A 25,473-nucleotide genomic window follows, 5' to 3' on the forward strand; every position below is an offset into this window, starting at 1 on the left:
AACATGAACATTTTAGTTACTGCTCTTGAGCAATCCTTAATAATGCTGCCGCTTATTTTAGGGATGTATATAAGTTATCGGATCCTCAAAATTACCGATCTTACCGTAGACGGTACTTATGTACTTGGTGCGGCAGTGTTTGCCCGCAGCCTTTCATTTGGGTTATTTCCTGCATTAATATTTGCCGTAATAGCAGGCGGAATTATAGGCAGTATAGTTAGTGTTATGCAGAAGAATAACCGCATTAACGGGCTTATAGCCGGAATACTTGCAAGTTTTATGCTTTATTCGGTTAACTTACAAATTATGCAGCGTCCTAATATATCGGTTCTTGGTATGCCGACTCTATTATCTGTATTAGATCTCGAAAATTGGTTAATACCTTTAGTAATAATCAATTGTCTTATTATATGTTCAGTTATAATTTTATTAAAAGGTAAGCTCGGTTTATTTCTGCGTGCTTTTGGTTTTAATAAAGATTTATTGATTAATTTAGGAAAACCTGCCGAGCTTTACCGTACTATCGGTTTTAGCATAAGTAATTGTTTGGCTGCTTTAACCGGTACTTTATCTGCACAAGTAAATGGTTTTGCCGATATTAATATGGGTTTCGGGGTGGCACTAGTCGGTATTGGTGCAATTGTTATAGGGCGTCATATTTTAATCCATGCTAATAATTTTAATGCGTTTAAAGAGATATTTTCTTGTTTGATAGGTATATTATTTTACTTTATTGCTCTGGGCTTTTTACTCCGAATTGGCATCGATCCCATAAATCTTAAGCTTATTTTAGGGATAGTATTGTTTATTTCGTTGAGTTCTGTAAAAAGAGAGGCTTTATGAAACCTTATTTATATGCAGAAAATATACAGTTCAAAGTTAAAGAAAGAATCGAACCTATAATTGCTGAAACTACTTTAAATATTGCTAAAGAAGAGTTTATTGTAATATTGGGTCATAACGGTAGCGGTAAGTCTACTTTAGCTAAAATACTTGCCGGCTATTTAAAACCTACTAGCGGGAAAGTGTGTCTAGATCAAGTCAGAATCGATAAAATACCTAAAGGACAAAAAGCTTCTACATTAGTTACATTAACACAAAAAGCTGAAGAGAGGCTATTTACCGAGCTAACCCTTGAAGAAAATATCATTTTGTGGGAAAGTAGATTCTCTAGTAATGAACGGTTAGCAAGTAGCGAGTTGTTAGAGTTTACAGGTGCGCCTAAACGCTTTTTGCCTTTACTGTCACAGCCATTAGGTAAATTTTCCGGTGGAGAAAAGCAGATTATACTGTTGGCACTTATCATAGCTCATCCACCTAAAATATTATTTCTAGACGAACATACGGCAAATTTAGATCCGAAAGCTTCTTTGGAAGTGATGAAAAAAACAGCAGAGATTATAGAGAAACATAAGATCACTTCCGTTATGATCACACATAATTTAGAAGATGCCGTAAATTACGGCAAAAGGCTTATAGTCCTAGATAGTGGTAAGGTAGTACTAGACTACCTAAAACCACCGGATTTTTCTTTAAAAGAACTTAAAGAGATTTTAAATTAGAATTGAATATCTGCACCTATCTGTCCGGCTAATTCAGTACCGAAAGAATATTCACAAATATAATCTATTAACTCACTTTTTACATTCTTGTTAGTAGTCTGATAAAGAAGTACGAAATTAATAATATCATTCTTATTTTCTCTATTGTAAGGAGTGTCTTCACTTCAGTCGATAACTTTTCTTCTGTTGAAGTTGATGGAGCCGGTACTACTATAGGGGTTGCTACAGGAGTTACTAATGTTGGAGCTGCTACAGGATTATTATCATTAACATTATAATTTAAAACTTTTTCTATTAACTCTGCTCTTGTATCTTCATTAATACTAATCTCAATTAATGTATTAATAATGCCATCTTTATCTTTACCGTTTTTAAGACGTTGCATAACATCTTTTAATAATTTTTCGTGTGTATTTTTTGCAAACCCTTCTTCATCCGGTAAATCATAATTATAATCATTAACATCCATGTCTTTATAATTGTTGGCTGATTTTGCACCCAAGTATTTTTGTATGGTGTTAATTTTTAATTGCTCATTAATATGAGAATTATATTTTTTAATGCATAAATTATCTTTTCTTTATCAACACCTATCTTTACAAGTTCTGCTATACTGTGATCGAGTGGATTATGCAATAGAACGCCTTGTCCTATATCAGCACCTTTAGATATTAACTTCTCAAGTAACCATTTATCTCTTGATGTTAATGCGTGATTAAAAATTGACTCACCACACGCATTAATGTTAAGATTAACTTTATTATTTAAAAAGAAGTCCAGTAACATTTTATTTTGACCTGATTCATGCTTTAGTAGCAAATAGAAAAAAGGTGTGCCGCCATAATTGTCTACTGTATCAATTTCACTGCCGGGTTGTAATAAAATTTGAGTTATTTCGTGCTGTTTAGAATAAGTTGCATAATGTATAGGTATACGTCCCTTTCCATCTTTAGTATTAACATCCACATTTTTTTCAAGTAAAAAGCTTCTTATTTCCTATTGTTGCCGCATAATGTATAGGTTAGTATAGATATTTATGCTCAAATTCAAAACTTGTCCCTTTTCTAATAAAATTTTAGCTATTTCTTGAGTGCTTGCATAAAATAATGCCGTATTCCCTTGTTAATCCTTAGCATTGACATCATGACCTTGCTCAATTAATTTTTGAACAATATTTGCATTTCTAGCTGAGGCTTCTATACTAAACGGTGTACGGTTGTCTTCAGCTTCAATTAAGGTGTCATATATTTCATGGTTTTGTGCACGTACATTGCCCTCTGCTGCTATTTCTGTAGCAGTAGTGGTTGTTACTGGTGCCGGTGCTGTTACCGGAGCTATTACTGGATTATTATAGTTAATATTATAATTAAAAAGTTTTTCTATTAATTTCTCTCTTGTAACATCATCTATATCAGAATAAAATTCAGGATTCATAATTAATCCGTTGATAATTTTATTTTTATCATCCTCATTTTTAATATTTTTCTTCATCTCAGCAAGCTTTTGTTCTGCTTTGAATTCAGGCAGTGCTGAGTGTGCATTAGCGGAATCAGTTAGTATTTCTTTAATTTCTGGTTTAGATGCATAATCTATAGTTTTTTTCCTTTAGCATTTAAAGCATTAACATTGGCACCTTGTGAAAGTAAAAGTCTAACATTATTTACATTCCCTATACGTGCTGCATTATGTAAAACCGTACTACCGTCTTGAAGTCTGTAATTAGCATTATTTGTTGGTTGATTCATCATATAAATATTCCTTTATGTTATGTTTAAATATTATTTTGTCGTGCGAGCATTATACATAATATTTTGAATTTATGCAAGCTAATAGTTAATTTTTTAACTATTTATTAGATTTTGTATAAAACCAAACGAGGAGTAAACAGATTAGAAGACCGATATTTAAGAGTAGATTATACTCTGTCATAGAAATACCAAAGATTTTGATGGCGGGTTTCATGCAGGACGTGATTGGCTGCGAGTAGAACATTTGTTTGATGTGTTGTATAGACAAGCCTTTCGGGATACGAAGCATTGATGAACAAAGAGCACTTGGTTGTACTATGCCTCTTTCTACGAAACTATGATAGGTTGATAATATACAAGAGCTAAGGATAGTTAGGAGAATGAATATTAAAGTATATTTACTTAACTGTCGGATGATTAAAGCAGTTAAGCAAATTTTGATTAGGGTTAAATAGGGAAATCGTTCGTAAACGCATAAGGACAGGGTGTATAATGGAAGATATATTCAGCAATATAAGCGGTAGCAAGTGCTATTATAGAAATTGCAATCAGTCCTAAATGTAGAACTTTATAGCTATCTTTTCTGATGTAATTTATAATAGTATTAAATGGCATGGTTTTTTTGTTCTTAATGTCATTGCGAGCGACTGCCAGGAGCGTGGCAATCTCGGGAAGTTTGATGAGATTGCTACGTCGCTTAGCTCCTCGCAATGACAGTGTTTAATTTGATATTTTACAAATAAATAAATTTAATATATTGTCACTGATTATTAATTAAAGCGCAAGAAAAATCAATGTCAGAAATTTGGAAAGATGCTATTAAGTCAAACGCGTGGCCTTTTGTTGAGGCTAAGAAGATATTAGATAGCTTAAACGGTAAAATTCCTGAGAAGGGGTATGTATTATTTGAAACGGGTTACGGTCCTTCAGGTTTACCTCATATCGGTACTTTTGGTGAAAATGCTCGTATGGTGATGGTACAGAAAGCATTTGAGCAATTATCCGATATTCCGACTAAACTAATTTGCTTTTCCGATGATATGGACGGGCTTCGTAAAGTACCTAGTAATATCCCAAATCCTGAAATGGTGGCACAGTATATGGATATGCCACTTACTTCTATCCCTGATACATTCGGTGAATGTGAAAGTTATGGGCATTATATGAATGCAAAGCTTCGCTCATTCCTTGATAAATTCGGCTTTGAATATGAATTTTATAGCAGTACTAACTGTTATAAAGCTGGTATGTTTGATGAGATGCTGATAATGGTGCTTGAGAAATATGATGAGATAATGGAGCTAATGCTACCGACTTTTAGAGAAGAGCGCAAGGCTACCTATTCACCTTTCATGCCTATATGTCCGAACACAGGTAAGGTACTGCAAGTACCTATAGAGAAATGGGATGCTAAAGCAGGCACTGTAACGTATAAAGACAAAGCCGGTAATTATATAGAAGTACCGGTAACGGGAGGGCATTGCAAATTACAGTGGAAGCCGGATTTTGGTATGCGTTGGGCTGCGCTTAAAGTCGATTATGAGATGTACGGCAAAGACCATTTGGCAAATGCTCGTCTTTATTCGGAAATTTGCCGAATCCTAGGAGGAAAGCCGCCGGTGCAGTTATGTTATGAGTTATTCTTAGATGAAAACGGTGAGAAAATATCAAAATCAAAAGGTAATAGTATTAGCATTGATGATTGGCTTAAATATGCTCCTGTTGAAAGTATGGCATTATTTATGTATCAAAATCCGACTAGAGCTAAGCGTTTGTTTTTTGATGTAATTCCTAAAAATGTTGATGAATATATTACTTTTAATCAGAAATATCATTTAGAAGAGGATATGGCAAAGCGTTTTGCAAATCCCGTTTATCACATCCATCACGGAAATGTACCGAAAATTGAGACTTTTGGAATTACCTATTCGTTGCTTTTAAATCTTACTTCTGTGTGTAATCCTTCGGATAAATCGGTGCTTTGGGGATTTATTAGCAAATATGAGCCAAAAGCCACTCCAAATGCTAACCCTTATCTTGACCATTTAGCAGAATTTGCTATAAGATATTATAATGACTTTATTAAAGCACATAAATCATATTTATCTCCTTCTGAAAAGCATAAGGTTATTTTGCAGGATATATTAGATATGTTATCTGATATAGCTGATCAAACCGAAGCTGAAGCAATTCAGAAAACAATATATGATATAGGAATGAAAGCAGGATATGAAAATCTGCGTGATTACTTCAAAGATTTATATCAAATATTGCTTGGACAGAATGAAGGTCCAAGACTTGGGACTTTTATAAAGCTTTACGGGGTGCAGGAAATGAAAAAGCTGGTTGAAGGGCAGTTGTAGCCTATATATCATTCCCGCATGGGTATCTAAGCGTCATTGCGAACGAAGTGAGTGTGGCAATCTCAGGAAGTTGGACGAGATTGCCACGTCGCTTCGCTCCTTGTAATGACGTTAAAATAAAAACTATTAACAAATGAATGAAATTTTTTGTAGTACGTTACCTATTTTTTTTATTACGCTGCTTGGTAGTATTATCAAAAATAAATGGTTAACTTCAGAAGAATTTTGGCGTGGTATTGAGAAATTATCGTATTTTGTACTATTTCCTGCCATGTTGTTTAGTTACGTATCTACTGCCGATTTAAGCATTGCGCCCATAATTAAATTAGTAGTGGCTCTTATTATATCCACTATTCTTGTATCAATCGGTCTTATAATTTACCAAAAAAAATACAACATAGATAAAGTCCAATTTACTTCCATTTTTCAAGGATCGATTCGTTATAATAGCTACATTTTTTTTGGGGTAAGTAGCCCCTTGCTTGGTTCTAGTGGGCTTTCAATCGTTGCCATTATTTCTTCTTATATGATTATTTTTACCAATGTTTTATCGGTAATGATTTTCGCTTATTATATCCCTAATAAATCCGTTACTAATACTATTAGCACTAGTTTTGTTTTAATGATGAAATTAATTGTGCGTAATCCGTTAATTATCGCAAGTTTAGTAGGATTCGTTTTTAATTACTCAAATCTTGAATTACATTTAGGGCTTAAGAAAACGTTAGATAGCCTTTCTAATGCCGCTTTAGCTATCGGTATGCTAAATGTTGGGGCAGGGCTTAATTTTACTATTAGACAAGAGCTTTTACATAATGTAATGTTTACAAGCTTTGTTAAATTAGTTGCATTTCCTCTAGTTAGTGTAGTAGTACTATGGTTAATGTCTATTGACGGATTAGATAGATCGGTAGGAATATTATATAGCTGCCTTCCATGTGCGAGTACGGCTTATGTTTTATCTCGTCAACTTGACGGTGATCCTGATTCTATGGCGTCGATTATAACATTTACTACTTTTTTCTCGGTAGTTACTATATCAATTATTATGTATATAATGGGGTGAATTTACCACGTCATTGCGAGTGACTGAAAGGAGCGTGGCAATCTCAGGAATGTTGCCTGAGATTGCTTCGTCGATGCCTATTGCGTCTGCTCGCAATGACGAAAAACCAAAACAAACAAATAAAACAGGAATTTCTAAAATGGATGAAATGAATAAAATAAATTATGCTGAGGCCCTTGAATATCATGAAAAAGATAAGCCTGGTAAGATCGCTATTTCTGCAACAAAATCTTTAGTTACTCAGCAAGATTTATCGCTTGCTTATTCCCCAGGGGTTGCGGCTCCTTGCCTTGAAATTGCTAAAAATTTAGAGGATGTATATAAATATACTGCTCGCGGTAATTTAGTTGCCGTAATCTCTAACGGTACTGCCGTACTTGGGCTTGGTAATTTAGGAGCTGCCGCTTCAAAACCGGTGATGGAAGGTAAAGCGGTACTATTCAAAAAATTTGCTGATATTGATGCAATTGACTTGGAAGTGAATACGGAAGACCCTGAAGAATTTATTAATGCCGTGAAGTATCTCAGTTATAGTTTTGGGGGTATTAATCTTGAAGATATTAAAGCTCCAGAATGTTTTATTATAGAAGAAAAATTAAAATCTTTAATGGATATACCGGTCTTTCATGACGATCAGCATGGAACAGCGATTATTACCGCCGCAGGGCTAATAAATGCTGCGTATCTTACTAATCGCAAGCTTGAAGATTTAAAAATCGTAGTTAATGGAGCAGGTGCAGCAGCTATTGCTTGCATTGATTTATTAATTGCTCTTGGAGCCGATAAATCAAAGATTATTGTATGTGATACTAAAGGCGTTGTTTACAAAGGACGCCTAGAAGGTATGAATAAATGGAAAGAGCTATATGCAAGTGATACCAAGTTTAGAACTTTAGCGGAAAGCTTAAATAACGCTGATGTATTTATAGGGTTATCGGTAAAAGGGGCAGTAACTAAAGATATGGTGAGTAGAATGACAAGTAATCCGATTGTTTTTGCTATGGCTAACCCTGATCCGGAAATTACTCCGGAAGATATAAAACTTGTGCGTGATGATGCGATTATAGCAACAGGGCGATCTGATTATAATAATCAGATTAATAATGTTATGGGATTTCCTTATATTTTTAGAGGAGCATTAGATGTAAGAGCTAAGACTATTAATACGGAAATGAAAATAGCTGCGGCAAAAGCCATTGCAGATTTAGCCCGTAGACCTGTACCGGAAGAGGTGTATAAAGCTTACTCAGGGCGTAAGATGGTTTTTGGTAAGGAATATATCATTCCTGTACCGTTTGATCCTCGTTTAATTACCGTAGTAGCAACGGCAGTTGCCGTTGCTGCAATAGAAAGCGGCGTTGCTAGGGTTAAAGATTTTAGTATAGGTAAATATAAGAAAGAATTAGGTAGCAGATTAAATCCTACTGCTAACTATATGAATTTCTTAGCTGAAAAAATTCATAATGCACCGCTTAAACGGATTGTTTTTGCTGAAGGTGAAGAAGAAGAAGTAATTTCTGCCGCTCTTATGATGCGAGACAAGAAATACGGTCATCCGATTATAATTGGTCGTGTTGAACGAATTGAGGCTATGTTAAAAAAGATAGGTCAAGATATTAGCTTAGACGGAATTCAAATAATGAATGCGGCCTTAAGCAATAGTTTAGAGAAATATACTGATTATTTATATAAAAGACTTCAGAGAAAAGGTTATTTATACCGTGATTGTGCAAAGCTTGTTAAAACTGATAAGAATATTTTCGCTGCTTGTATGTTAGCATGCGGTGATGGTGATGCTCTTCTAACCGGTGTTACGAAAAGTTATATCGATAGTTTAGAAGATATCATGAAAGTCATTTCACCAAAAACTAATCGTAGCATCCTTGGCTATTCAATTATGATTGCTAAAGATAATAATATTATTATTGCCGATAATTGTATTACAGAATATCCAAACAGCTGGGAACTTGCACAAATAGCAACCCAAACTGCAGAAATTGCTAAAAATATGGGAATCACGCCTCGTGTTGCACTTCTTTCTTTTTCAACATTCGGTAATTCTTCTAAGGCAAAAACAGCTTGTATTCGTGAAGCAGTAAATATACTAGATAATTTTAGCAAAGACAAAAAAGAGCTGAGCGGCATGAAGGTAGATTTTGAATATGACGGAGAGATGTCGGTTAAAGTGGCTTTAGATGGTGATTTACGTAAATTATATAAATTTTGTAGATTATCAGGATCTGCAAATGTATTAATTATGCCTGGTTTAAATTCAGCTGCTATTTCTACTGAGTTGTTACAAGAATTTTCGTCAAACAGCTTTATAGGTCCTATAACAAACGGTTTTGAAAAACCCGTTCAAATACTTCAAGCTACAGCAACAGCTAATGAAATACTAAAAATAGCAATTTTTGCTTGTGTTGAAGCTATAAAAGAGGTTTAATTACTATGTCTTTAAAATCAATTAACTTGTGAGAGGTAAAGTGGTGTCGATTACAGAACTTAATAAAAATATACAAGAAATTACAAAAGGTTTACAAAAACATGATCCTCAAATACCTGATACCGGTAAAAAACCGTTAGCTTCTAGAGAAAATTTTGACGATCTAATACATTCTGATTTAGGACAGCCTGTACGAAATAAACCGCTTTCTTTTGATGAAGAGTTAAAGAAAAAAGTTCAAAGCAGACTAAGTACAGGATTCTTTCGAGCAGCAAACAAAGAGTACAGAAGAAAAAATAGATAATCATGCAAAACGTATAGAAGAATTAAAGCAAAAACAGAAAGAACTAGAAGAGAGGAAAAAGGGGCTTGAAGAAAAAAAAGCTAATTCTAATATTACTAGAGAAGAAAGATGGAAAATCGCTGCAGAATTAGAAGCTATTAATAATCAATTTAAGGCTATAGAAAAAGAACATAATACTATTTAATAGTGCTTCCGATAGAGAACAAAAGTTTGATAATAAAAATAAATACTTAACTTCTACAAAAAGAGAGCCGACAGCTGCAGATTTACAGCAACAAGGAGCATTAGCAGCTATAAAACGTATGAAAGAAGAGAAGATAAAGCAGCAGCAAGCAGAAGCTGTTAATCAATCTTCAAAAAATACTCCAACTGTGCCTAGCGGTACTATACCGATGCCGTCTCTAATGCCTGGAAGCGGTATTCCTATTCCCCCATCGCCTCCGCCACCACCTATATCAATTCCAAAAACTATAAAAAAAGAGGCAAAGGATGTTGGTAAGCAAATGCCTCAAGGAGGAGATAAGCATAAAGAAGAACTAACAAAAGCTATGAAAGCACGAAGAGAAAAAATAGAAAAGCAAAACTTAGGAAGAGGAATGTAATTATTATAGTATCATAATGGCTCTTTTTTCAAATTTTATCATAAAATGAGCTGTTAGTCTCTATGAAGATTTCTAAGAAGATTTAATTTTGGTTATTTTTTGCTGCAAATCATAAGGTTTCTTTGAAATAGGAGTAGCTATTCTTTCAAAAATTTTATTAATTTTCGCTAAAAAATGCCTCAAAATAGCAAATCAATTAGAAATCTTCATAGAGCCTAGCGAATTAGAACGATTTTACAATTTAATTGCAGTTTAGCCCAAATTTTATCTGCAGTATATATAGGATAGCCTGTAATTAATCCTAGGCTAATGCAAGCGCTGTCACCAAGAGATAAGCCAAATTGTTCTGTTTCTTTCTTTAAGCGTCCAATTTCTATAGCTTGATCAAAATCTAAGGCTACAATTTTATTTATTGAAGCTGAGATCATTTCTTTACTTTGAGTAAAAGATATGTTCAATTTTTTATCTAGTTCAGCTACTACTTCTGCTATATTTACTGCAGACATAATAGATAACGGTAATAATTCTTCGACCTTGTCACTACCAGTTTCTAAGTTAAATAATGCAAGTAAAGCAGATGAATCTAAAATATATTTATTCATTATTAAATTCCTTTCTTCTTGATTCAATTAAAGAGTCAACTAATGATATGTTATCTTTATTTCTAGATTTTACTAATGCTTGAAATTCTTTAATTTTATTTTTTAGAGGAATCAATGTTAATTCTTTATCAAGTATTAGCATTAACTGATCTCCTGAAGCAAGATGTAATTGATCACGAATTTTTGCAGGAATATTTATTCTGCCATTTTCAGATATAGTAACTTTATATTCTAAGTGCATATTTTTAAAACAGTTAAAAATTGAATATATACCAAATATAAAATATTATAATTAAAACTACAATAGTAAAATAAATATAAAAGATTTCTATATTGAAATTATGCTGTAGTTGTTCCTATTTCAAAAAAATCTTATAATTTGTAGACACCAAGAGTAAAAATAGATTAAATTAATTTTCTTTCACACAGCCTAAATAGTTGGTATCATATGATGTTGCCACAAAAAGAAAATATTATATGTCTAATTCAGCTTTTTTAGTTGCATTTTTTACAACGATTATCCGTTATTATGATTATGCTCTATTCGGTTTATCGGCTAGTATTCTTGCACAAAATTTCTTACCTAATATAGAGCAGGATAAACAACTACTTGGTTTTTTTGCTATTCTTAGTGCAGCCGTTATAGTACGACCTTTAGGGTCCTTAATTTTTGGATTTATCGGAGATAAATACGGGCGTACTAAATCTATCAAGATATCAATGTGCATGAGTAGCATTTCTACCGGATTAATTGCTATTACTCCTTCCTTTGAGATAATAGGTATTTTTGCTACGGTAATACTAACATTATGTCGAATGGTTTTTTTAGCAAGCCTTGCCGGAGAAGTTGACGGAATAAAGGTTTATGTAGCTGAAAAAACAGGAGATAATCAGAAAAATTTAAATATAGGAATAGTTTCATGCTGTAGCCAAATAGGTGCATTACTTGCGGCTATAGCTTATTATTACGCTAGTAATTCCGATATCCAATATTTATGGCGTTTTAATTTCTTTATTGGTGCAATATTTGGTTTATTTGCTATTTTGATGAGAAATTTTTTTAAAGAAAGTAGCGAATTTTTAAGAACGTCATCAAAAAGTACCTTGCGGCAAATTATATGGAATAATAAACTATCCGTTATAATAGCATTACTAATAAACGGTGCTATTGGAGGAGTGTATCACTTTTTAGTAATTTTCTTAGGAGTTTTTTTAACAAAAATAGCTTTTATAAATCATCCTGAAATAAGATTTATGAATATAGCTCTTACTACTACCTATGGAATATCAGCTGTTTTTGCAGGGCTGTTTGCCGATAAAATAAACCCTTTAAGACAGATTACATGGGCTTTATTTGTCAGCATTATTGTTGCTTTAGGAATGCAAATAATGTTATACAAACAAATATTTAATATTCTTTGTCCCGTTATATTAATAGGACTTGCAGCATTTTATGCAGTACCGCTACAAATTATTGTTCAATCCTTATTTAAGACTAATGTTAAAATGAGGCTTTATAGTCTATCACATTCTTTTGGAGGTATTATTCTATCCTCAACTACTCCTTTCTTTAGTATGTTGTTATGGCAAACTTTTAAGTCACTATCTCTCACTTTAAGCTTTTTCATATTTTTGCTTATAATATTAATGAGTACAGTGTTAGTTTTACGCAGGATGTCATCCTCACAACAGTAAAGCCTTGTTGTATGGCTCGAAAAACCTACTCAATGTCATTCCCGCAAAAGCGGGGATCTAGAACAATAACTTCAATATTGATACAGAATTTACATATTTGACAAAATAAACACATAAAAAACTTGTTTTTTATGTGTTTTACTGGAGTCCCGCCTCCGCGGGAATGACATAAACGAGCCATGCAACAAGACCCAAAAACAAGAATAACATCAATTGCCTTAGATATTTCTTTCGTCTTTACTGCAACCTGTAGGTTTTATGCTAGGACTACTTGAAGATTTGGAGCTTTGCTGTGCTTGTGTCCCAATTGGCTTTGCTTCTTTTGCTAAGTTTTCAAAGTTGTCTTTTAAGTTTTTTGCATTGCTTTTTAGCTTTAAATCGTGAGTTATTTCGTTAATATTCAATTTTTCAGGAGTGGGATGATATATAGGCTCTTTAGATTGAGTATGTTGAGAATGTCCTATTGCAAATTTTGTACGAGGTTTTATTAGTTCATTCTCTTTTCCTATACCTTTCTGTTTTTCTTCCTCCCATTTATCCCATCCCGCCGGTGATGTCCAGTATCTTGTTGTTTTACTATCAAAGCCTTTTTCAATTGTTACTATTTTCTTTAATTTCTTTACCTCGATTTTCAAACTCAAAATTTTTCTGAGGAGTTATATAGTCAGATTGAGTATTTTCATGTTGTTTTTCTACAGTCTGTTTCTTTTCTTCTGTTCAGTATTTTTTGATTTTGCTGTCAGAGTCTGCTTCAAATTTTGCTATTCTATCTTTTATACCGGTAACTGCTCCTGTAGATATTTTAGGTTGATCTTGGGTTGATTGCTTAATATGTTTCGGAGATGTATTTTTAGATAATTCATAAGTCAAAGATTCTAAATTAGATAAATTCTTTTGAACTTTTTCTATATTGGAATTTAAATATTCTATTATATTTTTTAATGTGGTATTAATTTCTACAAAAGATTTTTTAATCTCTTTATTAAATTTATCATCATTATTACTTATCTTAATACAATTAGTAGAAATTTTTTGAAGTTTATCTAATATATCATTAATTCTCTCATCTTGTTAAGAAGTCGATACCATACTTGCTAAAAATTCACTTCTTCCTAAATTTCTATTAACATTATTTCAATATAGAGGTATGGTAAAGGTATAATCTTGTGGAAATTTATCGATCTCTTCTTTAAACCTCTTTAAGAACTTTATTGTATCATCGAATATAGGATGAGTATTCCAGGAAAGAGCAGGAGGAGTCGGTATTGCTTCCTGCATTGGATGAGTTATTGCCTCAACTTGTTTCGGGGATGTATCTTTAGATAGCTTTTCATTTTGTAGCTCAGATATATAATCATCTACTGCTTCTTTTAATTTATCTGAAACGGCACTATTTGGGGCAGGAGGCAGCATTCCGGTGTCATCCTGCTCTAAAGCGATATTATCGCTTCTACGCTCCTCACGAGGATCAGTTAGTTTATAGTAATTTTTATTTAGTAAACGAGGAACACGTGAATTGTCGCTCTTTTCATATTCCTTAATTTCTTCAAATATACCTAGTGTCTTATAAATATTATCTACTTCTTCTTGGGTAAGTCTTTCATTGCTTACTTCTTTTTGTTGGATAGATTTTTGTAGTTCTTGTGTTGCCGTTAACGTATCTTTTGCTGTATTTGAATTTGATAAAATTTTCGCTTGTGCTAAATCAAGAGCTTCAATTAAATTAGTAGAGCTGCTTTTTCCAAATTTGGTAGATAATTCTTCTTGACTTGAGCCTATTCCTGAATCAATAGAAGAAGATCTAGAAACGGTATTAGATTTAGGATTAATATTTGCCTGTTGTACATAAGATTTGCCGGTATCTATTAATATTTTATCAGTGAATTGTGCTAGTTCATTGAATGAATTTTCTAGTTTTGCAAAAAGTTCTGTTGAGTAATGTACTATTGCCGGTGATAACTTAGGTATAGAATCTTCAGGTATAGTTTCTAAAGAAGGAGAATATTTACCTGTTTCTTTTTATAGTACTGATTCATTTTGCTTGATTAAATTTGATATATTTTTATTTGCTAATTCTTCAGATAATATATCAATATTGTTATTACTTCTGGCATATAAGACTAGAGCCTCCTTTATATTTGGCGAGATATTATCTTAACAACATCTTATATTGTAAATCTAATTCGCTTGAATTATTAGTATTACGGAAGTAATTTTTATTTACTGATATACTTTTTTGCTGAGTATATTTTTAGAAGCTTCTATAAGTTCTTTTGCCCCTGTCTCTTCTTTATTTTTTAACTCCTCAAATAAATTTTGTAAACCATCTGAAAAATCCCTGGCATTATCAAGGTATAAAAATTTTTCATTTCATCTAATTTTTCTCTAGACTCTTTTATTTTTTGTAATCTTTCTCTTAATTCTTGAAATTTATCCCATTCATGTTGTTCAAGAAAAAATCCCTCTATTTCTGTATTTTTAGTATTAGGGCTTTCTCCGCTACTCAGGATTTTATTTCTAGCTGCCTGTAATCTAGATGGTTGATGAGAGTTGATATTATTAATCAAACCTAAAATTTCTTTTGATGTCTTATTAAATTCTTCATTATTAGTTGGATTTTTGATTGTTTCTTGAACTGCTTCCCTTAACTTGATTATTTCTTCTTTAATGCTAAGTTCTACTTTTTGTTGACCGTGTGTTATAGCTTGTTCGTTTTTTTGTGAGGTAAGTACTTTTTTATCTTGCTGTATATTTAAGCTCTTTTCCCCTACTTTCTGAACAACTTCTGCCATCAATTGCAATAGATTAATATTGCCCTTTATTTCTAGTTTTTGCTCATTAGTGACCGGTAATGAATTACTTAGTCTTAATAATGCTGAAAAATCTGAAGGGGATATTAGGACATCAAGTTGAGCCTTTACTAGCACCCTGTATATTTTTATCATTTGCTACTTTGAAGTTAGCTTGTTGCTGAGCAACATACGGTCCCGGCGTTCTAGGGTCTATTTTGTTTATTAGAGCTTCTATAAAATTAGTTGTACGTGTTATAGCTAGTTTATCTGTTTCTAAAATACTAATTTAAATTTAGCCGGTCTAATTCATTCTTATGTTTCATAATTTCCCTCTATTAATAAAAATAAACCAAAATGTAATACCATTTATGTTCAATTAACAATATTAATAATTAGTATTAATTCAATATTTTAAATCTTGTTGCATTTGTGCTTCAATAATATAATTTTATCATTTATTTTATCGTCTCAATGAGTTTTTTAACTTCCTCGACTGATTTATCAAATAGTGCTTTTTCCTCTGCGGTTAACTGCAGTTCTATTACTTTTAGAACACCTTCTTTACCGATCATAATAGGCACTCCGACATATAAATCATGTACGCCGTACTCACCTTGTAAATGAGCGGCACAAGTTAGAATCTGGCGTTTATCTTTTAAATATGATTCAAGCATTTCTATTGCTGAGGCTGCGGGAGCATAATAAGCAGAACCTGTTTTAAGTAATGCAACAATCTCACCGCCGCCGTTTCTAGTACGATCGATTATTTTTTCAATATTTTCATTACTTGATAAGCCCATTTTGATCAAGTCAGGTATCGGCACGCCTGATATTGTAGAATATCTTGCAAGAGGTACCATAGCATCGCCGTGACCGCCGAGAACCGTGCTATTAACATTGCTAACTGATACTTTAAACTCTTCAGCAAGAAAAAGATTAAATCTTGATGAGTCAAGTACTCCTGCCATACCGATTACTTTATTGTGAGGCAATCCGCTTTCTTTAAGCATGACATATACCATAACATCAAGTGGATTGGTAATGACTATTACAAAGGCATCAGGAGCGTATTTTTTAACATTTGCTGCAACCGTTTTCATAATACCGGTGTTAATGCTAATTAAATCGTCTCTACTCATCCCTGGTTTTCTTGGTAAACCGGCAGTAATAATTATGGCATCAGATCCTTCAATATCTTTATAGTCGTTTGTGCCTTTTATTTTGATATCAGACCCGGCTATTGTACCGGCTTGCATGAGATCCAATGCTTTTCCTTGTGGTACTCCTTCAGTCACATCAAATAACACGATATCGCCGAGTTCTCTAAGGCTAATTAAGTGAGCAAGTGTACCACCTATGTTACCGCTACCTATTAATGAGATTTTTGGATTTTGTTTCATTACTCCCTCTACAAATATTAAATATGCCTATTACTATATTATAAATAGATTCAAGAAAAAAGAATTTTTAAATTATATTGTTAATTGGTTAATTCATAAAAATTAACCATTCACATTGACTTTATTAAAATAGATTAATATAATGCCGAGTCAAAAATACCATGAAACATGGAATCTTAATAAAATAACTAAAAAAATAATTATGCCTAAAATTTCTCAGTTAATAAATATTTTTAAATCTTGTATAGGAAAGGGGAGTAATACAAAAGAATGTAAAACCGCTCCAGAAATGTTTCATGATTTACGCATTAGTATTAACAATAGTCTTAATAGTAAAACAGTAAAGATGTTAGTTTTGATACGGTAGATAGACCAGAAAACAAAAGTACCCTACATTATGTAACTGACTTAGCAGACCTTAAAGAGTTACTACAAAAAGGTATTGATCTTAATATATAAGATGAGAATGGTGATACTGCTTTAGAGATTACAGGTAATTTTAAAAAAGCCAAAATGTTACTTGAATATGGTGCTACGGTGAATGACTATAAACAGATGGGTGAAGTATTACATTACTGTGGTCGTAACTCAGTAAAAAACAAAATTATGCTTTCACTATTAATGCATAACAGTACTAATTTTACAAAAGCAAATTTAGTAAGACAATGTAAAGAACCGTATGAAGGAGGCAGAGCGGTTAATAAAACAAATTGAAAAAATAGAGGGTTTAATATATCAAAGTAAAGAAGTAGAGACGTTAAGAGTATATGTTGACAGATTACAGAGCTTAAAAAAATAAATATGAAAAAGCAAAGGATAGTAAGCCAAGCTGTTTTAAAAATAATATTAGATTATATTAAAAATCAATAGAGTGATGGTTTAAAAGCTCAACTTGTTATTATTGTCAAAATCTAGGGTTAATCGAAGATTATTCGGAAGTAGCTTAAGAAAATGCAGTATATAAGTGTTTGGATGAGGCTTTTGATTTGCTTGATCAAGGATTAATAGGAGAGGATATTCAAAATACAGTAGTTTGATTCATAGCATCAAGCAATTTTTGAAAAGCACTGGTCATTCCTATTCAGCATTGTATGCATGGATTGTTTTATGTCATTCCCGCGTAGGCGGAAATCTAGCATAATAACTTCTCTATATCGATATTTGAAGTTATTATGCTAGACCCCCGCTTTCGGGCCTTGTTGAGTGGATCAGTTTTCCCGATGTCATCCCGCGACTTGACCACGGGATCCAGTTAAAAATACTAATAATTTTAGTATTTTTTATTGTTTTTATGGATCCCGTGGTCAAGCCACGGGATGACACAGGGGATTTTACCGGTCTACGCAACAATGTTGAGCTAGGAATGACATCGTACGCCTTTTCTGAGTCATGCAACAACGCCTACGTAGCTCATGAAGATTAGGTATCAACGCAAGCAAGCCTTCGCAGGCATGGATATCCTTATCAACGTTGTATCATCTTATTATAATATTTCGATAAAACTTTCACGCCATATAGCCATAATAGACATACGATAATAAAACTAAACATCAATAAACCGGCTATGTCGTTATGTATGGCGTTCGGGAAAATACTAAAGGATATGAATTGAATAATAGCACCTATTGATTTACCGATTTTAGCACCCATAACATCAACTGTAGCTTTACCTTTGGTCTTCATTTCACTATCGAGCGGAATATATACCATTTCTTTAGTAGCATCAAAAAGTGAATATTTTACGGATTTAGAAAGTACATGCCAAAGTCCGCCGATAAAAACTATAACGATAAGCGGCGTACTATAGCCGAGAGTATTTACGATATTTCCTAGGTGATTTTCAAAAACCGTGAATGAAAAGAACATAAAACCTGCTCCAAACATCATAATTGGTGTTATAATAGCTCCCCAAAACCAGCCGCATATTCTAATTAAACTACTGCCTAAAAACGCACTAACTAACGTGAGTACTCCCGTCCAAAAAAACACTTTACCGTGATAGGCCATAAAATCCTTTGTCGCGGGATAGAGTTGCTTTACTTTGGACATCCATAATCCTTCTATTAGGCTAATACTCATAGAATAAGACATTACAAGAAGACAAATAAAACCGAGATATCTAGAAGTTAATATTACTTTTGCACTTTCGACCAAGTTTAATTTTAATATATCCGTTCTTTGGTTTTTAAATTTAATATTTTTGTCAGCTTCTACGACTGATTTATCAATAAGTTTATGAAGAGCTAGACAAATTAATCCGGATATTAAAATAACCGTAATAAATGATTTTAAAAGAATTTCATTTGTATCGTTGAGATGAGAAAATAAAGGTAATAAGAAATGCTCACTCTTAGCAAAATAAATAATTGCGGTTCCTGAGATGAGTAAATTAGTTTGTCCGAATAAAGTAAAAAATGAGTAAAATCTTGGTGCTTCTTCGACTTTAGTAATTTTATTTGCAAGCTGCCAATATAAAAGAGTAAAGACTATAACCGGCCATAACTCTCCCATAATATAAAATAATACCAAACTCCACTGTCCCCAAATTATTAAAAACCATTTTAAGTGAGGAAGAACAGTGATATAGTGCTTAATTAATTCGGGATCGGGATGAAAAAACTCTCTGTACGGAAATAAAATAAAACCAAAAATTGCGAAGAAAAATAAAAAAATACCGGTAATTATCCTAAAAACTTGCTCTGTTGTCATAATATTACAGAGTTTAGAATAAAAAATAACAAATAAAATTCCCATCGGCATTTCGCCCCAAAGTTTGATAAAACTCAATACTTCTGAGCTAATTAAGGTAACAACAAAACTATCTTTAATACTACGAACTAAGTTTTGATTAAGTAGAATAAAAAACATTAGTAAAGTCATCGGGATGAACTTGGTTAATTCATACGATCTAATCGGCCATACTATATGTCTAAATTTACTGTTTCTGGCTTTATTCCAAATTGTGAAATTAGAATCCACGCTATCCATTGATTTACTATGACCTATAAAGCTTTTCAGAAACTGTCCGGCTATATTATTTTTATGCACCCTAGACTATAATAAAAACTATGTCAAGATTTTTAACATAGTCTCATATATTATTGTTAATTACATTTGTTATACTCAATCGCTGCTTTAATAAACTGAATAAATAACGGATGAGCTTCAAAAGGTTTAGATTTAAATTCCGGATGAAATTGTACTCCTACGAACCAACGCAGTAGCGGTAGTTCAATTATTTCTACAATCTCTTCGTCTTTTGAAAAACCGCTAAATACTATTCCGTGTTTTTCAAAAATATTTTGAAATTCATTATTAAATTTATATCTATGACGATGTCTCTCATTTATTTCAAGGCTTTTATAAGCATTAGCTGCAATGGTACTTGCGACCAAACTACAAGGATAAGAGCCGAGCCTCATAGTCTTTTTTACATTTTCAATTTTTATTTTTGAGTCTTCACAGTTTTTATTTATTTTCTCAATAATTTTTGTACCGTCTACTTTAAATTCTTCCGTTACTGCATCTTTAATACCGATTAAATTCTGAGCTATTTCGATCGTCGCAAGTTGCATACCGAAACATATTCCAAAAAAAGGTATGTTATTAGTACGGGCATATTTTATTGCTATAATTTTTCCTTTAGTTGCCCGTTCTCCAAATCCGCCTGGTACTAAAACCCCATCTATATCTAATAATTTTTTATTAATATTCTCTTCAGTTAGAGTTTCAGCATTTATCCATACTAAATCAATTTTGTATTTGTAATAAATACCTGCATGATCAAGTGCCTCGATTACTGATTTATAAGCATCTTTTAATTTATGATATTTAGCTATTATAGCGATTCTTACTTTTGAATTAGAATCTTTTATCCTATTAATTATATCATGCCATTTATCTAATTTAGACGGCATTATATTAATATTAAAAAATTTTAATACTTTATTATCAAGACCTGAATTATGATATGCAATCGGTACTAAATATATATTTTTTTGATCTATTGCCGGAACAACATACTCAGATTCTATATTACACAATAAAGCTATTTTATCTATTTCGCCTTTTGAAATGTTACGTTCTGCACGACACACTAGTATATTAGGTGAAATACCTATAGCGCGTAATGCTTTAACTGAGTGTTGGGTAGGTTTTATTTTTAATTCACGGGCGGTTTTAACATAAGGTAATAATGTTAAATGAATAAATAAACAATTTTCGCTTTTTAATTTGTTACCAATTTGCCTTATAGCTTCAAAAAACGGTAGACCTTCAATATCACCGACTGTACCGCCTATTTCACAAATAATAAAATCAAAACCCTTGGTGTTTGAAAGTATAAAATCTTTTATTATATTTGTAACATGCGGGATGACTTGAACAGTAACGCCGGCGTAATTTCCTAAACGTTCATCTTTAAGTAATTTTGAGTATATCGCACCTGTTGTGATGCTATCAAATTTGCATGCGGAAACTCCGGTAAAACGTTCATAATGTCCAAGATCTAGATCGGTTTCTGCTCCGTCATCGGTTACATATACCTCACCATGTTCGTGAGGATTCATAGTTCCCGGGTCAATGTTAAGATAAGGGTCTAGTTTTCGTACACTTACTCTAAAACCTTTCGCTTGCAATAGCATAGCAAGAGATGCTGCCGTTAGACCTTTACCGAGTGATGAAACAACGCCGCCGGTAACAAAAATGAAATGTACCATTATTATAAACCTAGTTTACTAATATTTTCGTAAAATTTTACTGCTTTTTTTAAGTCTTCTTCCGTATCTACGGAAATAGGAACATTCTCAACTAAACATGTACCTATAGTCATGCCGTTTTCAAGGACACGTAATTGTTCTAAACGTTCTGTTTTTTCTAAAAAAGTTGGCTTAAGAGATACAAATTTTTCTAAAGCGTTTTTGCGAAAACCATACATGCCTACATGATATAAAAATTCTTCTGCACCATTTGGAATAAGACTACGCGAAAAATACAATGCTGTTCCCGCCGAGTCCACTGCTACGGTAACATTACTACTAGCTTTCACTGATTCCCTATCTACTTTTACTATCGGTGTAACAATATCGTATTTGCTGTTTTTTAAATATTCTATAATTTTCAAAATAGAGCTAGGTTCAATGAAAGGCATATCTCCCTGTACATTAACTATGTAATTAATATTTTGATTATTTGGAATTAATTTAAAAGCTTCATAAGTACGATCAGTACCGGTTGGGATAGCACTATCCGTGAATATTACTTTTCCTCCGACTTTTGTAATAACGCTTGCTATCTCTTCCGAGTCGGTCGCAACATATGTATGCTCAAGGCCCGCTTGATTTACTTGTTTGAATACCCGCTCGATTAAAGTTATAGAGCCGATAAGCTGCAGCGGTTTTTGTTTAAGCCTAGTTGAACTTAGTCTTGAGGGGATAATTATAGCCACGTCCTGATGCCGCATAAACTTTCTAAGTTTAAATTAAAAAATAATTGTTGACAGATTAGCCTTTTTCGGCGATAAAGTAAAACATAATTTTTGAATATATGCAATATATTTAAGAGCTCGTAGCTCAGTTGGTAGAGCATTTGACTTTTAATCAAAGGGTCCCGGGTTCAAATCCCGGCGAGCTCGCCATATTTCTACCTGTGGGTTTGTAGCTCAGCTGGTTAGAGCACACGCCTGATAAGCGTGAGGTCGGAAGTTCAAGTCTTCTCAAACCCACCATTCAATCCACTACAACAATAAAATCTGTATTATCATAATTATATCAAGGTGATCATTTATTAATATTGCTAAGTTAGGATGATATTGTCAAGCTAAGGCTTAGATTATGAAAAAATACAAATTTACTGAAAAAGAACAAGAAATACTAGATTATTTTGAACAAGATGAGCTTTTAGAGTTACCTAAAAAAGAACTAGAGAGACAAAAAATATAGCTAAAATTGCCGCAGTTAATTTTTTTAAAAATCGGAAAGAATTAATATTAGATTGCCGTTATACGATTTAAATCATATAAAAAGAATTGCAGCACAAAAAAGAATGTCTTATCAAACTCTTATTGCTAGTGTTTTACACAAATACGCGTCCGGATATTTAAAATTAGATAAACTTAGTTAATCAATACTTTTTTTATATAAATAACATTTTTTCTCAATGAGTCTTTTTAGAGGTAGAAAAAGGTTAGAGGGTAAATTATCAAGAGCAAACCACTACCAGCTTTCTACTTTATGAGCCTCAAGATTCTGTAATTCATGCTCATTTAAACAATGAGCTTTAAGGAAAATCAAGACGTAATGCTTTTGTTCTTTTTCAAAAATATCGTTAGTCACCGCTATCAATTGTGGATTTTCAATGATCAGATTTGTTTCTTCTAAAACTTCACGGATAGCACATTCTTCAAATGTTTCTCCAAATTCTAAATGTCCACCTACAGGAGCATAACTAGACTCACCATGGGAACTAATACGTTTACCTAATAAAATTTCATTCCTATTAAGATTAAAATACCGATACCGATGCGTAGGTGGTTAATCATATCTAACTATTAACTCTGGATTGACTTATTAATATCGTATGTTAGCTTCTAAAGCAAATAAAAAAATATTGCTTATTTAAATACCGTGAGCTATTTGTAGATTATATTTAATATTTACCTGTAGTTATGAATTCTACCAATCAATTACAAAATAATAGCTTAACTAATTCTTGGCTTAAGCTTGGTATTTTATCCTTGGGATTTGCGGGTTTATATTCAATTATTTTGGTGGTACTACGTACTCCGCAATTATCAAGCTTTTTTCCAAATCCACATATTTTCAAATCTGCTTTAATTATTCATGTTAATTTATCGGTATTGATTTGGTTATTGTCCGTTACGGCTAGTGTTTGGGGGGGGGAACGTCATTACGAGGAGAGGCCAAGTCTCGACGCGGCAATCTCATGAAACAATACAAAATTTCTGAGATTGCCACGTTCTCTACGTTCGCTCGCAATGACGTGTTTCGCCTTTACCCCAAACTTGCTTTTCTAGCTACTCTTCTAATCGCCATCTCCCCAATAGCCGGGCATAATCCGGTGATGAATAATTATATACCGATGCTTGAAAATATCGTATTTATTGGGGGGTTAAGCTTATTTGGTGTTACGTTGCTATTGTACGCTATAAATATTTTATATTTCTTCGATTGGACGAACTTAAATAGTTTAGTTAATTTTACCGTATTATCGACTATTATAATGTTTATTTTAAGTTTTTTTTGTTTTGGATGGTCTTATAATGGCTTGCAACACATCATTCAAATTATTCCAATCGAGATAGAATTTTATTATGAATTACTTTTTTGGAGCGGAGGTCATTTACTGCAATTTATATATACTCAAATATTAATATTTATTTGGGTTAGTTTATTTAGAGAGTTAATAGCTAGAGAATTGAAATTTCAAAAATTCTATCTTTTCTTGCTTTATTTAAATTTTATTTTCGGAATTCTTACACTTTTCGGTCATATATTTTATGATATTATCGATGGAGCCTTCAAAGTATTCTATACAAATCATATGAAATATCTAGGCGGCATTGCTCCTGTTTTATGTTTAATAGGTATGGGGGTTGAGTTGGTGTGGGTATTTGTCATCCCGCGGCTTGACCGCGAGATCCAAACAAAATATCATAATAATGTTATAGATCTCGCGGTCAAGCCGCGGGATGACACGGTTACAATAAATGACAGAGTAATCAAAACTATCTTACTTTGCTCTATTACTTTATTCTTATTTGGCGGGCTTATAGCAATGAATATCACAGGTATAAATGTAGTAATTCCTGCTCATTATCACGGGTCTATAGTAGGGATTAGCATTGCTTGTATGGGGTTTAGTTATTTAGGTATTGGGAGGTATCAACGTCATTGTGAACGACTAAAAAGAGCGTGGCAATCTCATGAGGTAATACAAAAACTCCCTAGATTGCCGCGTCGGTACTTCGTGCCTCCTCGTAATGACAATATTATTAATTTTACATTTTACCTCCTAACATTCGGGCAGATTCTGCACATACTAGGTCTAGCATTCGCCGGTGGTTACGGTGTTATGCGGAAAGACCCAAATAGTGTAATGCCGATGTCAGCTAAGCTATTAATGGTAATGATGGGCGGAGGAGGGTTTATTGCTATAGTAGGCGGCTTGATGTTTGTATATATTTGTGTTAAAGTAATGTTTTTTAAAAGTATAAAACTAGCACATGAGTAAACCAACTAGAGAAGAAGCTAAAGATGCAGTAAGAACGTTACTAAAATTCATTGGTGAAGATCCAAGCAGAGAAGGGTTGCTTAAAACGCCTGATAGAGTAATTAATAGCTACGCAGAAATATTTTCTGGTTATGGAAAGGATGTAGCAGAAATATTAAATACCAAGTTTTATGAAACTTGTAATTTTCAAGATTTTATCTTATTGAATATAAAATTTACCTCTTTCTGTGAACATCATATATTACCTTTTAACGGTACAGTAGATATAGCTTATGTTCCTGATAATTGTATTGTCGGCATAAGTAAGCTAGCACGAATAGTAAATATTTTTGCTAGAAGACTACAAATCCAAGAAAAAATGACGGTACAGATAGCAGAAAGCGTGCAGGAGAATTTAAAGCCGCTTGGCGTTGCCGTTAAGATTTCTGCCGTACATAGCTGTATGTCAATGCGTGGTGTAATGCAAGATAATAGCGTTATGAATACCATGCATTATACGGGTATATTTGCCGAACAGCAGAAATATCGTCATGAGTTTTTAAACCTTACTGCTAAAAGGTGATACGTTATTAATGTCATTTCTGCGGCAGCGGGAATCCAGTCATTTTGTCATACCGCGACTTGATCGCGGTATCCAGAAAAAAAT

Annotated in this window: 25 protein-coding genes, 2 tRNA genes and 4 pseudogenes; 15 read left to right on the plus strand and 16 right to left on the minus strand. The window is 32.9% G+C overall.

The features are described from left to right. Positions 1-3 precede the first annotated feature (3 nt). Both RAT170B_RS02040 and RAT170B_RS02045 read left to right on the plus strand, forming a co-directional pair. Positions 4-843: an ABC transporter permease gene (locus tag RAT170B_RS02040; RefSeq protein ID WP_014014194.1), complete on the plus strand. Its 840-nt coding sequence runs from the start codon at positions 4-6 to the stop codon at positions 841-843. Next, on the plus strand, positions 840-1,562 hold the full coding sequence (locus RAT170B_RS02045) for an ATP-binding cassette domain-containing protein (RefSeq protein WP_045805469.1): 723 nt from the start codon (positions 840-842) through the stop codon (positions 1,560-1,562). Before RAT170B_RS02040 ends, RAT170B_RS02045 begins: the two co-directional genes overlap by 4 nt. A 79-nt stretch (positions 1,563-1,641) precedes the next feature. On the opposite strand, the gene RAT170B_RS02050 is transcribed toward RAT170B_RS02045, so the two are convergent. The 5 genes and pseudogenes from RAT170B_RS02050 to RAT170B_RS08260 form a co-directional block, all read right to left on the minus strand. Continuing rightward, on the minus strand, positions 1,642-2,064 hold the full coding sequence (locus tag RAT170B_RS02050; protein WP_045805470.1) for a hypothetical protein: 423 nt from the start codon (positions 2,062-2,064) through the stop codon (positions 1,642-1,644). Between the two features lie 23 nt (positions 2,065-2,087). Then, a complete protein-coding gene (locus RAT170B_RS02055; RefSeq protein WP_045805471.1) occupies positions 2,088-2,528 on the minus strand; it encodes an ankyrin repeat domain-containing protein in 441 nt (146 codons plus the stop codon). Positions 2,529-2,684: 156 nt separating this feature from the next. Further along, positions 2,685-3,053 carry a hypothetical protein gene (locus RAT170B_RS02060; protein WP_045805472.1) on the minus strand — a complete coding sequence of 123 codons (369 nt, stop codon included), beginning with the start codon at positions 3,051-3,053 and terminating at the stop codon, positions 2,685-2,687. Between the two features lie 98 nt (positions 3,054-3,151). Beyond that, complete coding sequence (locus RAT170B_RS11135; RefSeq protein WP_261368637.1) at positions 3,152-3,310, minus strand: ankyrin repeat domain-containing protein; 159 nt, start codon at positions 3,308-3,310, stop codon at positions 3,152-3,154. A gap of 97 nt (positions 3,311-3,407) precedes the next feature. Next, positions 3,408-3,925: pseudogene (locus RAT170B_RS08260) on the minus strand (disulfide bond formation protein B). Positions 3,926-4,104: 179 nt separating this feature from the next. Between RAT170B_RS08260 and RAT170B_RS02070 the strand changes: the two are divergent. The 5 genes from RAT170B_RS02070 to RAT170B_RS02090 all read left to right on the plus strand — a co-directional run bounded on the left by RAT170B_RS02070 (position 4,105) and on the right by RAT170B_RS02090 (position 10,088). Further along, the gene (locus RAT170B_RS02070) at positions 4,105-5,673 is read left to right on the plus strand and encodes a lysine--tRNA ligase (RefSeq protein WP_045805473.1); all 1,569 of its coding nucleotides are present in this window, start codon (positions 4,105-4,107) and stop codon (positions 5,671-5,673) included. 133 nt (positions 5,674-5,806) lie between these two features. Continuing rightward, positions 5,807-6,739, plus strand: a complete 933-nt coding sequence (locus RAT170B_RS02075; protein ID WP_045805474.1) for an AEC family transporter — start codon at positions 5,807-5,809, stop codon at positions 6,737-6,739. Positions 6,740-6,878: 139 nt separating this feature from the next. After that, positions 6,879-9,182: an NADP-dependent malic enzyme gene (locus RAT170B_RS02080; RefSeq protein ID WP_045805526.1), complete on the plus strand. Its 2,304-nt coding sequence runs from the start codon at positions 6,879-6,881 to the stop codon at positions 9,180-9,182. Between the two features lie 43 nt (positions 9,183-9,225). Further along, positions 9,226-9,486, plus strand: a complete 261-nt coding sequence (locus RAT170B_RS11140) for a hypothetical protein (protein ID WP_261368638.1) — start codon at positions 9,226-9,228, stop codon at positions 9,484-9,486. 302 nt (positions 9,487-9,788) lie between these two features. Further along, on the plus strand, positions 9,789-10,088 hold the full coding sequence (locus RAT170B_RS02090; RefSeq protein ID WP_045805527.1) for a hypothetical protein: 300 nt from the start codon (positions 9,789-9,791) through the stop codon (positions 10,086-10,088). Positions 10,089-10,303: 215 nt separating this feature from the next. On the opposite strand, the gene RAT170B_RS02095 is transcribed toward RAT170B_RS02090, so the two are convergent. Continuing rightward, positions 10,304-10,690: a type II toxin-antitoxin system VapC family toxin gene (locus RAT170B_RS02095; protein ID WP_045805475.1), complete on the minus strand. Its 387-nt coding sequence runs from the start codon at positions 10,688-10,690 to the stop codon at positions 10,304-10,306. Beyond that, positions 10,683-10,931 carry an AbrB/MazE/SpoVT family DNA-binding domain-containing protein gene (locus RAT170B_RS02100; protein ID WP_010977150.1) on the minus strand — a complete coding sequence of 83 codons (249 nt, stop codon included), beginning with the start codon at positions 10,929-10,931 and terminating at the stop codon, positions 10,683-10,685. Before RAT170B_RS02100 ends, RAT170B_RS02095 begins: the two co-directional genes overlap by 8 nt. Positions 10,932-11,167: 236 nt before the next feature. On the opposite strand from RAT170B_RS02100, the gene RAT170B_RS02105 reads away from it, so the two are divergent. Then, positions 11,168-12,385 (plus strand): MFS transporter, encoded by a 1,218-nt coding sequence (locus RAT170B_RS02105; protein ID WP_014014205.1) that lies wholly within the window; start codon positions 11,168-11,170, stop codon positions 12,383-12,385. 218 nt (positions 12,386-12,603) lie between these two features. Here RAT170B_RS02105 and RAT170B_RS02110 read toward each other — a convergent pair whose 3' ends face one another. The 5 genes and pseudogenes from RAT170B_RS02110 to mdh form a co-directional block, all read right to left on the minus strand. Beyond that, positions 12,604-12,789 carry a hypothetical protein gene (locus RAT170B_RS02110; protein ID WP_045805528.1) on the minus strand — a complete coding sequence of 62 codons (186 nt, stop codon included), beginning with the start codon at positions 12,787-12,789 and terminating at the stop codon, positions 12,604-12,606. Between the two features lie 138 nt (positions 12,790-12,927). Continuing rightward, positions 12,928-13,255 (minus strand): annotated as a pseudogene (locus RAT170B_RS12045) (hypothetical protein); the annotation flags it as partial. A gap of 264 nt (positions 13,256-13,519) precedes the next feature. Next, a complete protein-coding gene (locus RAT170B_RS09590) occupies positions 13,520-13,798 on the minus strand; it encodes a hypothetical protein (RefSeq protein WP_045805476.1) in 279 nt (92 codons plus the stop codon). An 884-nt stretch (positions 13,799-14,682) separates the two neighbouring features. Then, the gene (locus RAT170B_RS07790; protein WP_261368639.1) at positions 14,683-15,330 is read right to left on the minus strand and encodes a hypothetical protein; all 648 of its coding nucleotides are present in this window, start codon (positions 15,328-15,330) and stop codon (positions 14,683-14,685) included. 302 nt (positions 15,331-15,632) lie between these two features. Next, on the minus strand, positions 15,633-16,577 hold the full coding sequence (gene mdh, locus RAT170B_RS02130; protein WP_045805477.1) for a malate dehydrogenase: 945 nt from the start codon (positions 16,575-16,577) through the stop codon (positions 15,633-15,635). A gap of 142 nt (positions 16,578-16,719) precedes the next feature. Between mdh and RAT170B_RS02135 the strand changes: the two genes are divergently transcribed. Both RAT170B_RS02135 and RAT170B_RS02140 read left to right on the plus strand, forming a co-directional pair. Further along, on the plus strand, positions 16,720-16,944 hold the full coding sequence (locus RAT170B_RS02135) for a hypothetical protein (protein ID WP_045805478.1): 225 nt from the start codon (positions 16,720-16,722) through the stop codon (positions 16,942-16,944). Between the two features lie 146 nt (positions 16,945-17,090). Next, entirely contained in the window at positions 17,091-17,291 is a 201-nt protein-coding gene (locus RAT170B_RS02140; protein WP_261368640.1) for a hypothetical protein, read from the plus strand. 750 nt (positions 17,292-18,041) lie between these two features. Here RAT170B_RS02140 and tlc2 read toward each other — a convergent pair. The 3 genes from tlc2 to RAT170B_RS02155 form a co-directional block, all read right to left on the minus strand. After that, positions 18,042-19,565: a nucleotide exchange transporter Tlc2 gene (tlc2, locus tag RAT170B_RS02145; RefSeq protein WP_045805529.1), complete on the minus strand. Its 1,524-nt coding sequence runs from the start codon at positions 19,563-19,565 to the stop codon at positions 18,042-18,044. Between the two features lie 116 nt (positions 19,566-19,681). Beyond that, on the minus strand, positions 19,682-21,295 hold the full coding sequence (locus tag RAT170B_RS02150; RefSeq protein WP_045805479.1) for a CTP synthase: 1,614 nt from the start codon (positions 21,293-21,295) through the stop codon (positions 19,682-19,684). Between the two features lie 2 nt (positions 21,296-21,297). Then, entirely contained in the window at positions 21,298-22,038 is a 741-nt protein-coding gene (locus RAT170B_RS02155; protein ID WP_014014217.1) for a 3-deoxy-manno-octulosonate cytidylyltransferase, read from the minus strand. A gap of 98 nt (positions 22,039-22,136) precedes the next feature. On the opposite strand from RAT170B_RS02155, the gene RAT170B_RS02160 reads away from it, so the two are divergent. After that, positions 22,137-22,212, plus strand: a tRNA-Lys gene (locus RAT170B_RS02160). A gap of 13 nt (positions 22,213-22,225) precedes the next feature. Next, a tRNA-Ile gene (locus RAT170B_RS02165) sits at positions 22,226-22,302 on the plus strand. Between the two features lie 487 nt (positions 22,303-22,789). Here RAT170B_RS02165 and RAT170B_RS08285 read toward each other — a convergent pair. Then, positions 22,790-23,062: a nucleotide triphosphate diphosphatase NUDT15 gene (locus RAT170B_RS08285; RefSeq protein ID WP_082068627.1), complete on the minus strand. Its 273-nt coding sequence runs from the start codon at positions 23,060-23,062 to the stop codon at positions 22,790-22,792. Positions 23,063-23,241: 179 nt separating this feature from the next. On the opposite strand from RAT170B_RS08285, the pseudogene RAT170B_RS12350 reads away from it, so the two are divergent. The 3 genes and pseudogenes from RAT170B_RS12350 to folE all read left to right on the plus strand — a co-directional run. Then, positions 23,242-24,200, plus strand: a pseudogene (locus RAT170B_RS12350) (hypothetical protein); the annotation flags it as partial. 111 nt (positions 24,201-24,311) lie between these two features. Beyond that, positions 24,312-24,827 (plus strand): annotated as a pseudogene (locus RAT170B_RS12355) (hypothetical protein); the annotation flags it as partial. Further along, positions 24,820-25,389 carry a GTP cyclohydrolase I FolE gene (gene folE, locus RAT170B_RS02180; RefSeq protein WP_014014221.1) on the plus strand — a complete coding sequence of 190 codons (570 nt, stop codon included), beginning with the start codon at positions 24,820-24,822 and terminating at the stop codon, positions 25,387-25,389. The pseudogene RAT170B_RS12355 and the gene folE, both read left to right, overlap by 8 nt. The last annotated feature ends 84 nt before the right edge of the window (positions 25,390-25,473 follow it).

Source organism: Rickettsia argasii T170-B (assembly GCF_000965185.1).
In the GTDB taxonomy this organism is placed as follows: domain Bacteria; phylum Pseudomonadota; class Alphaproteobacteria; order Rickettsiales; family Rickettsiaceae; genus Rickettsia; species Rickettsia rickettsii.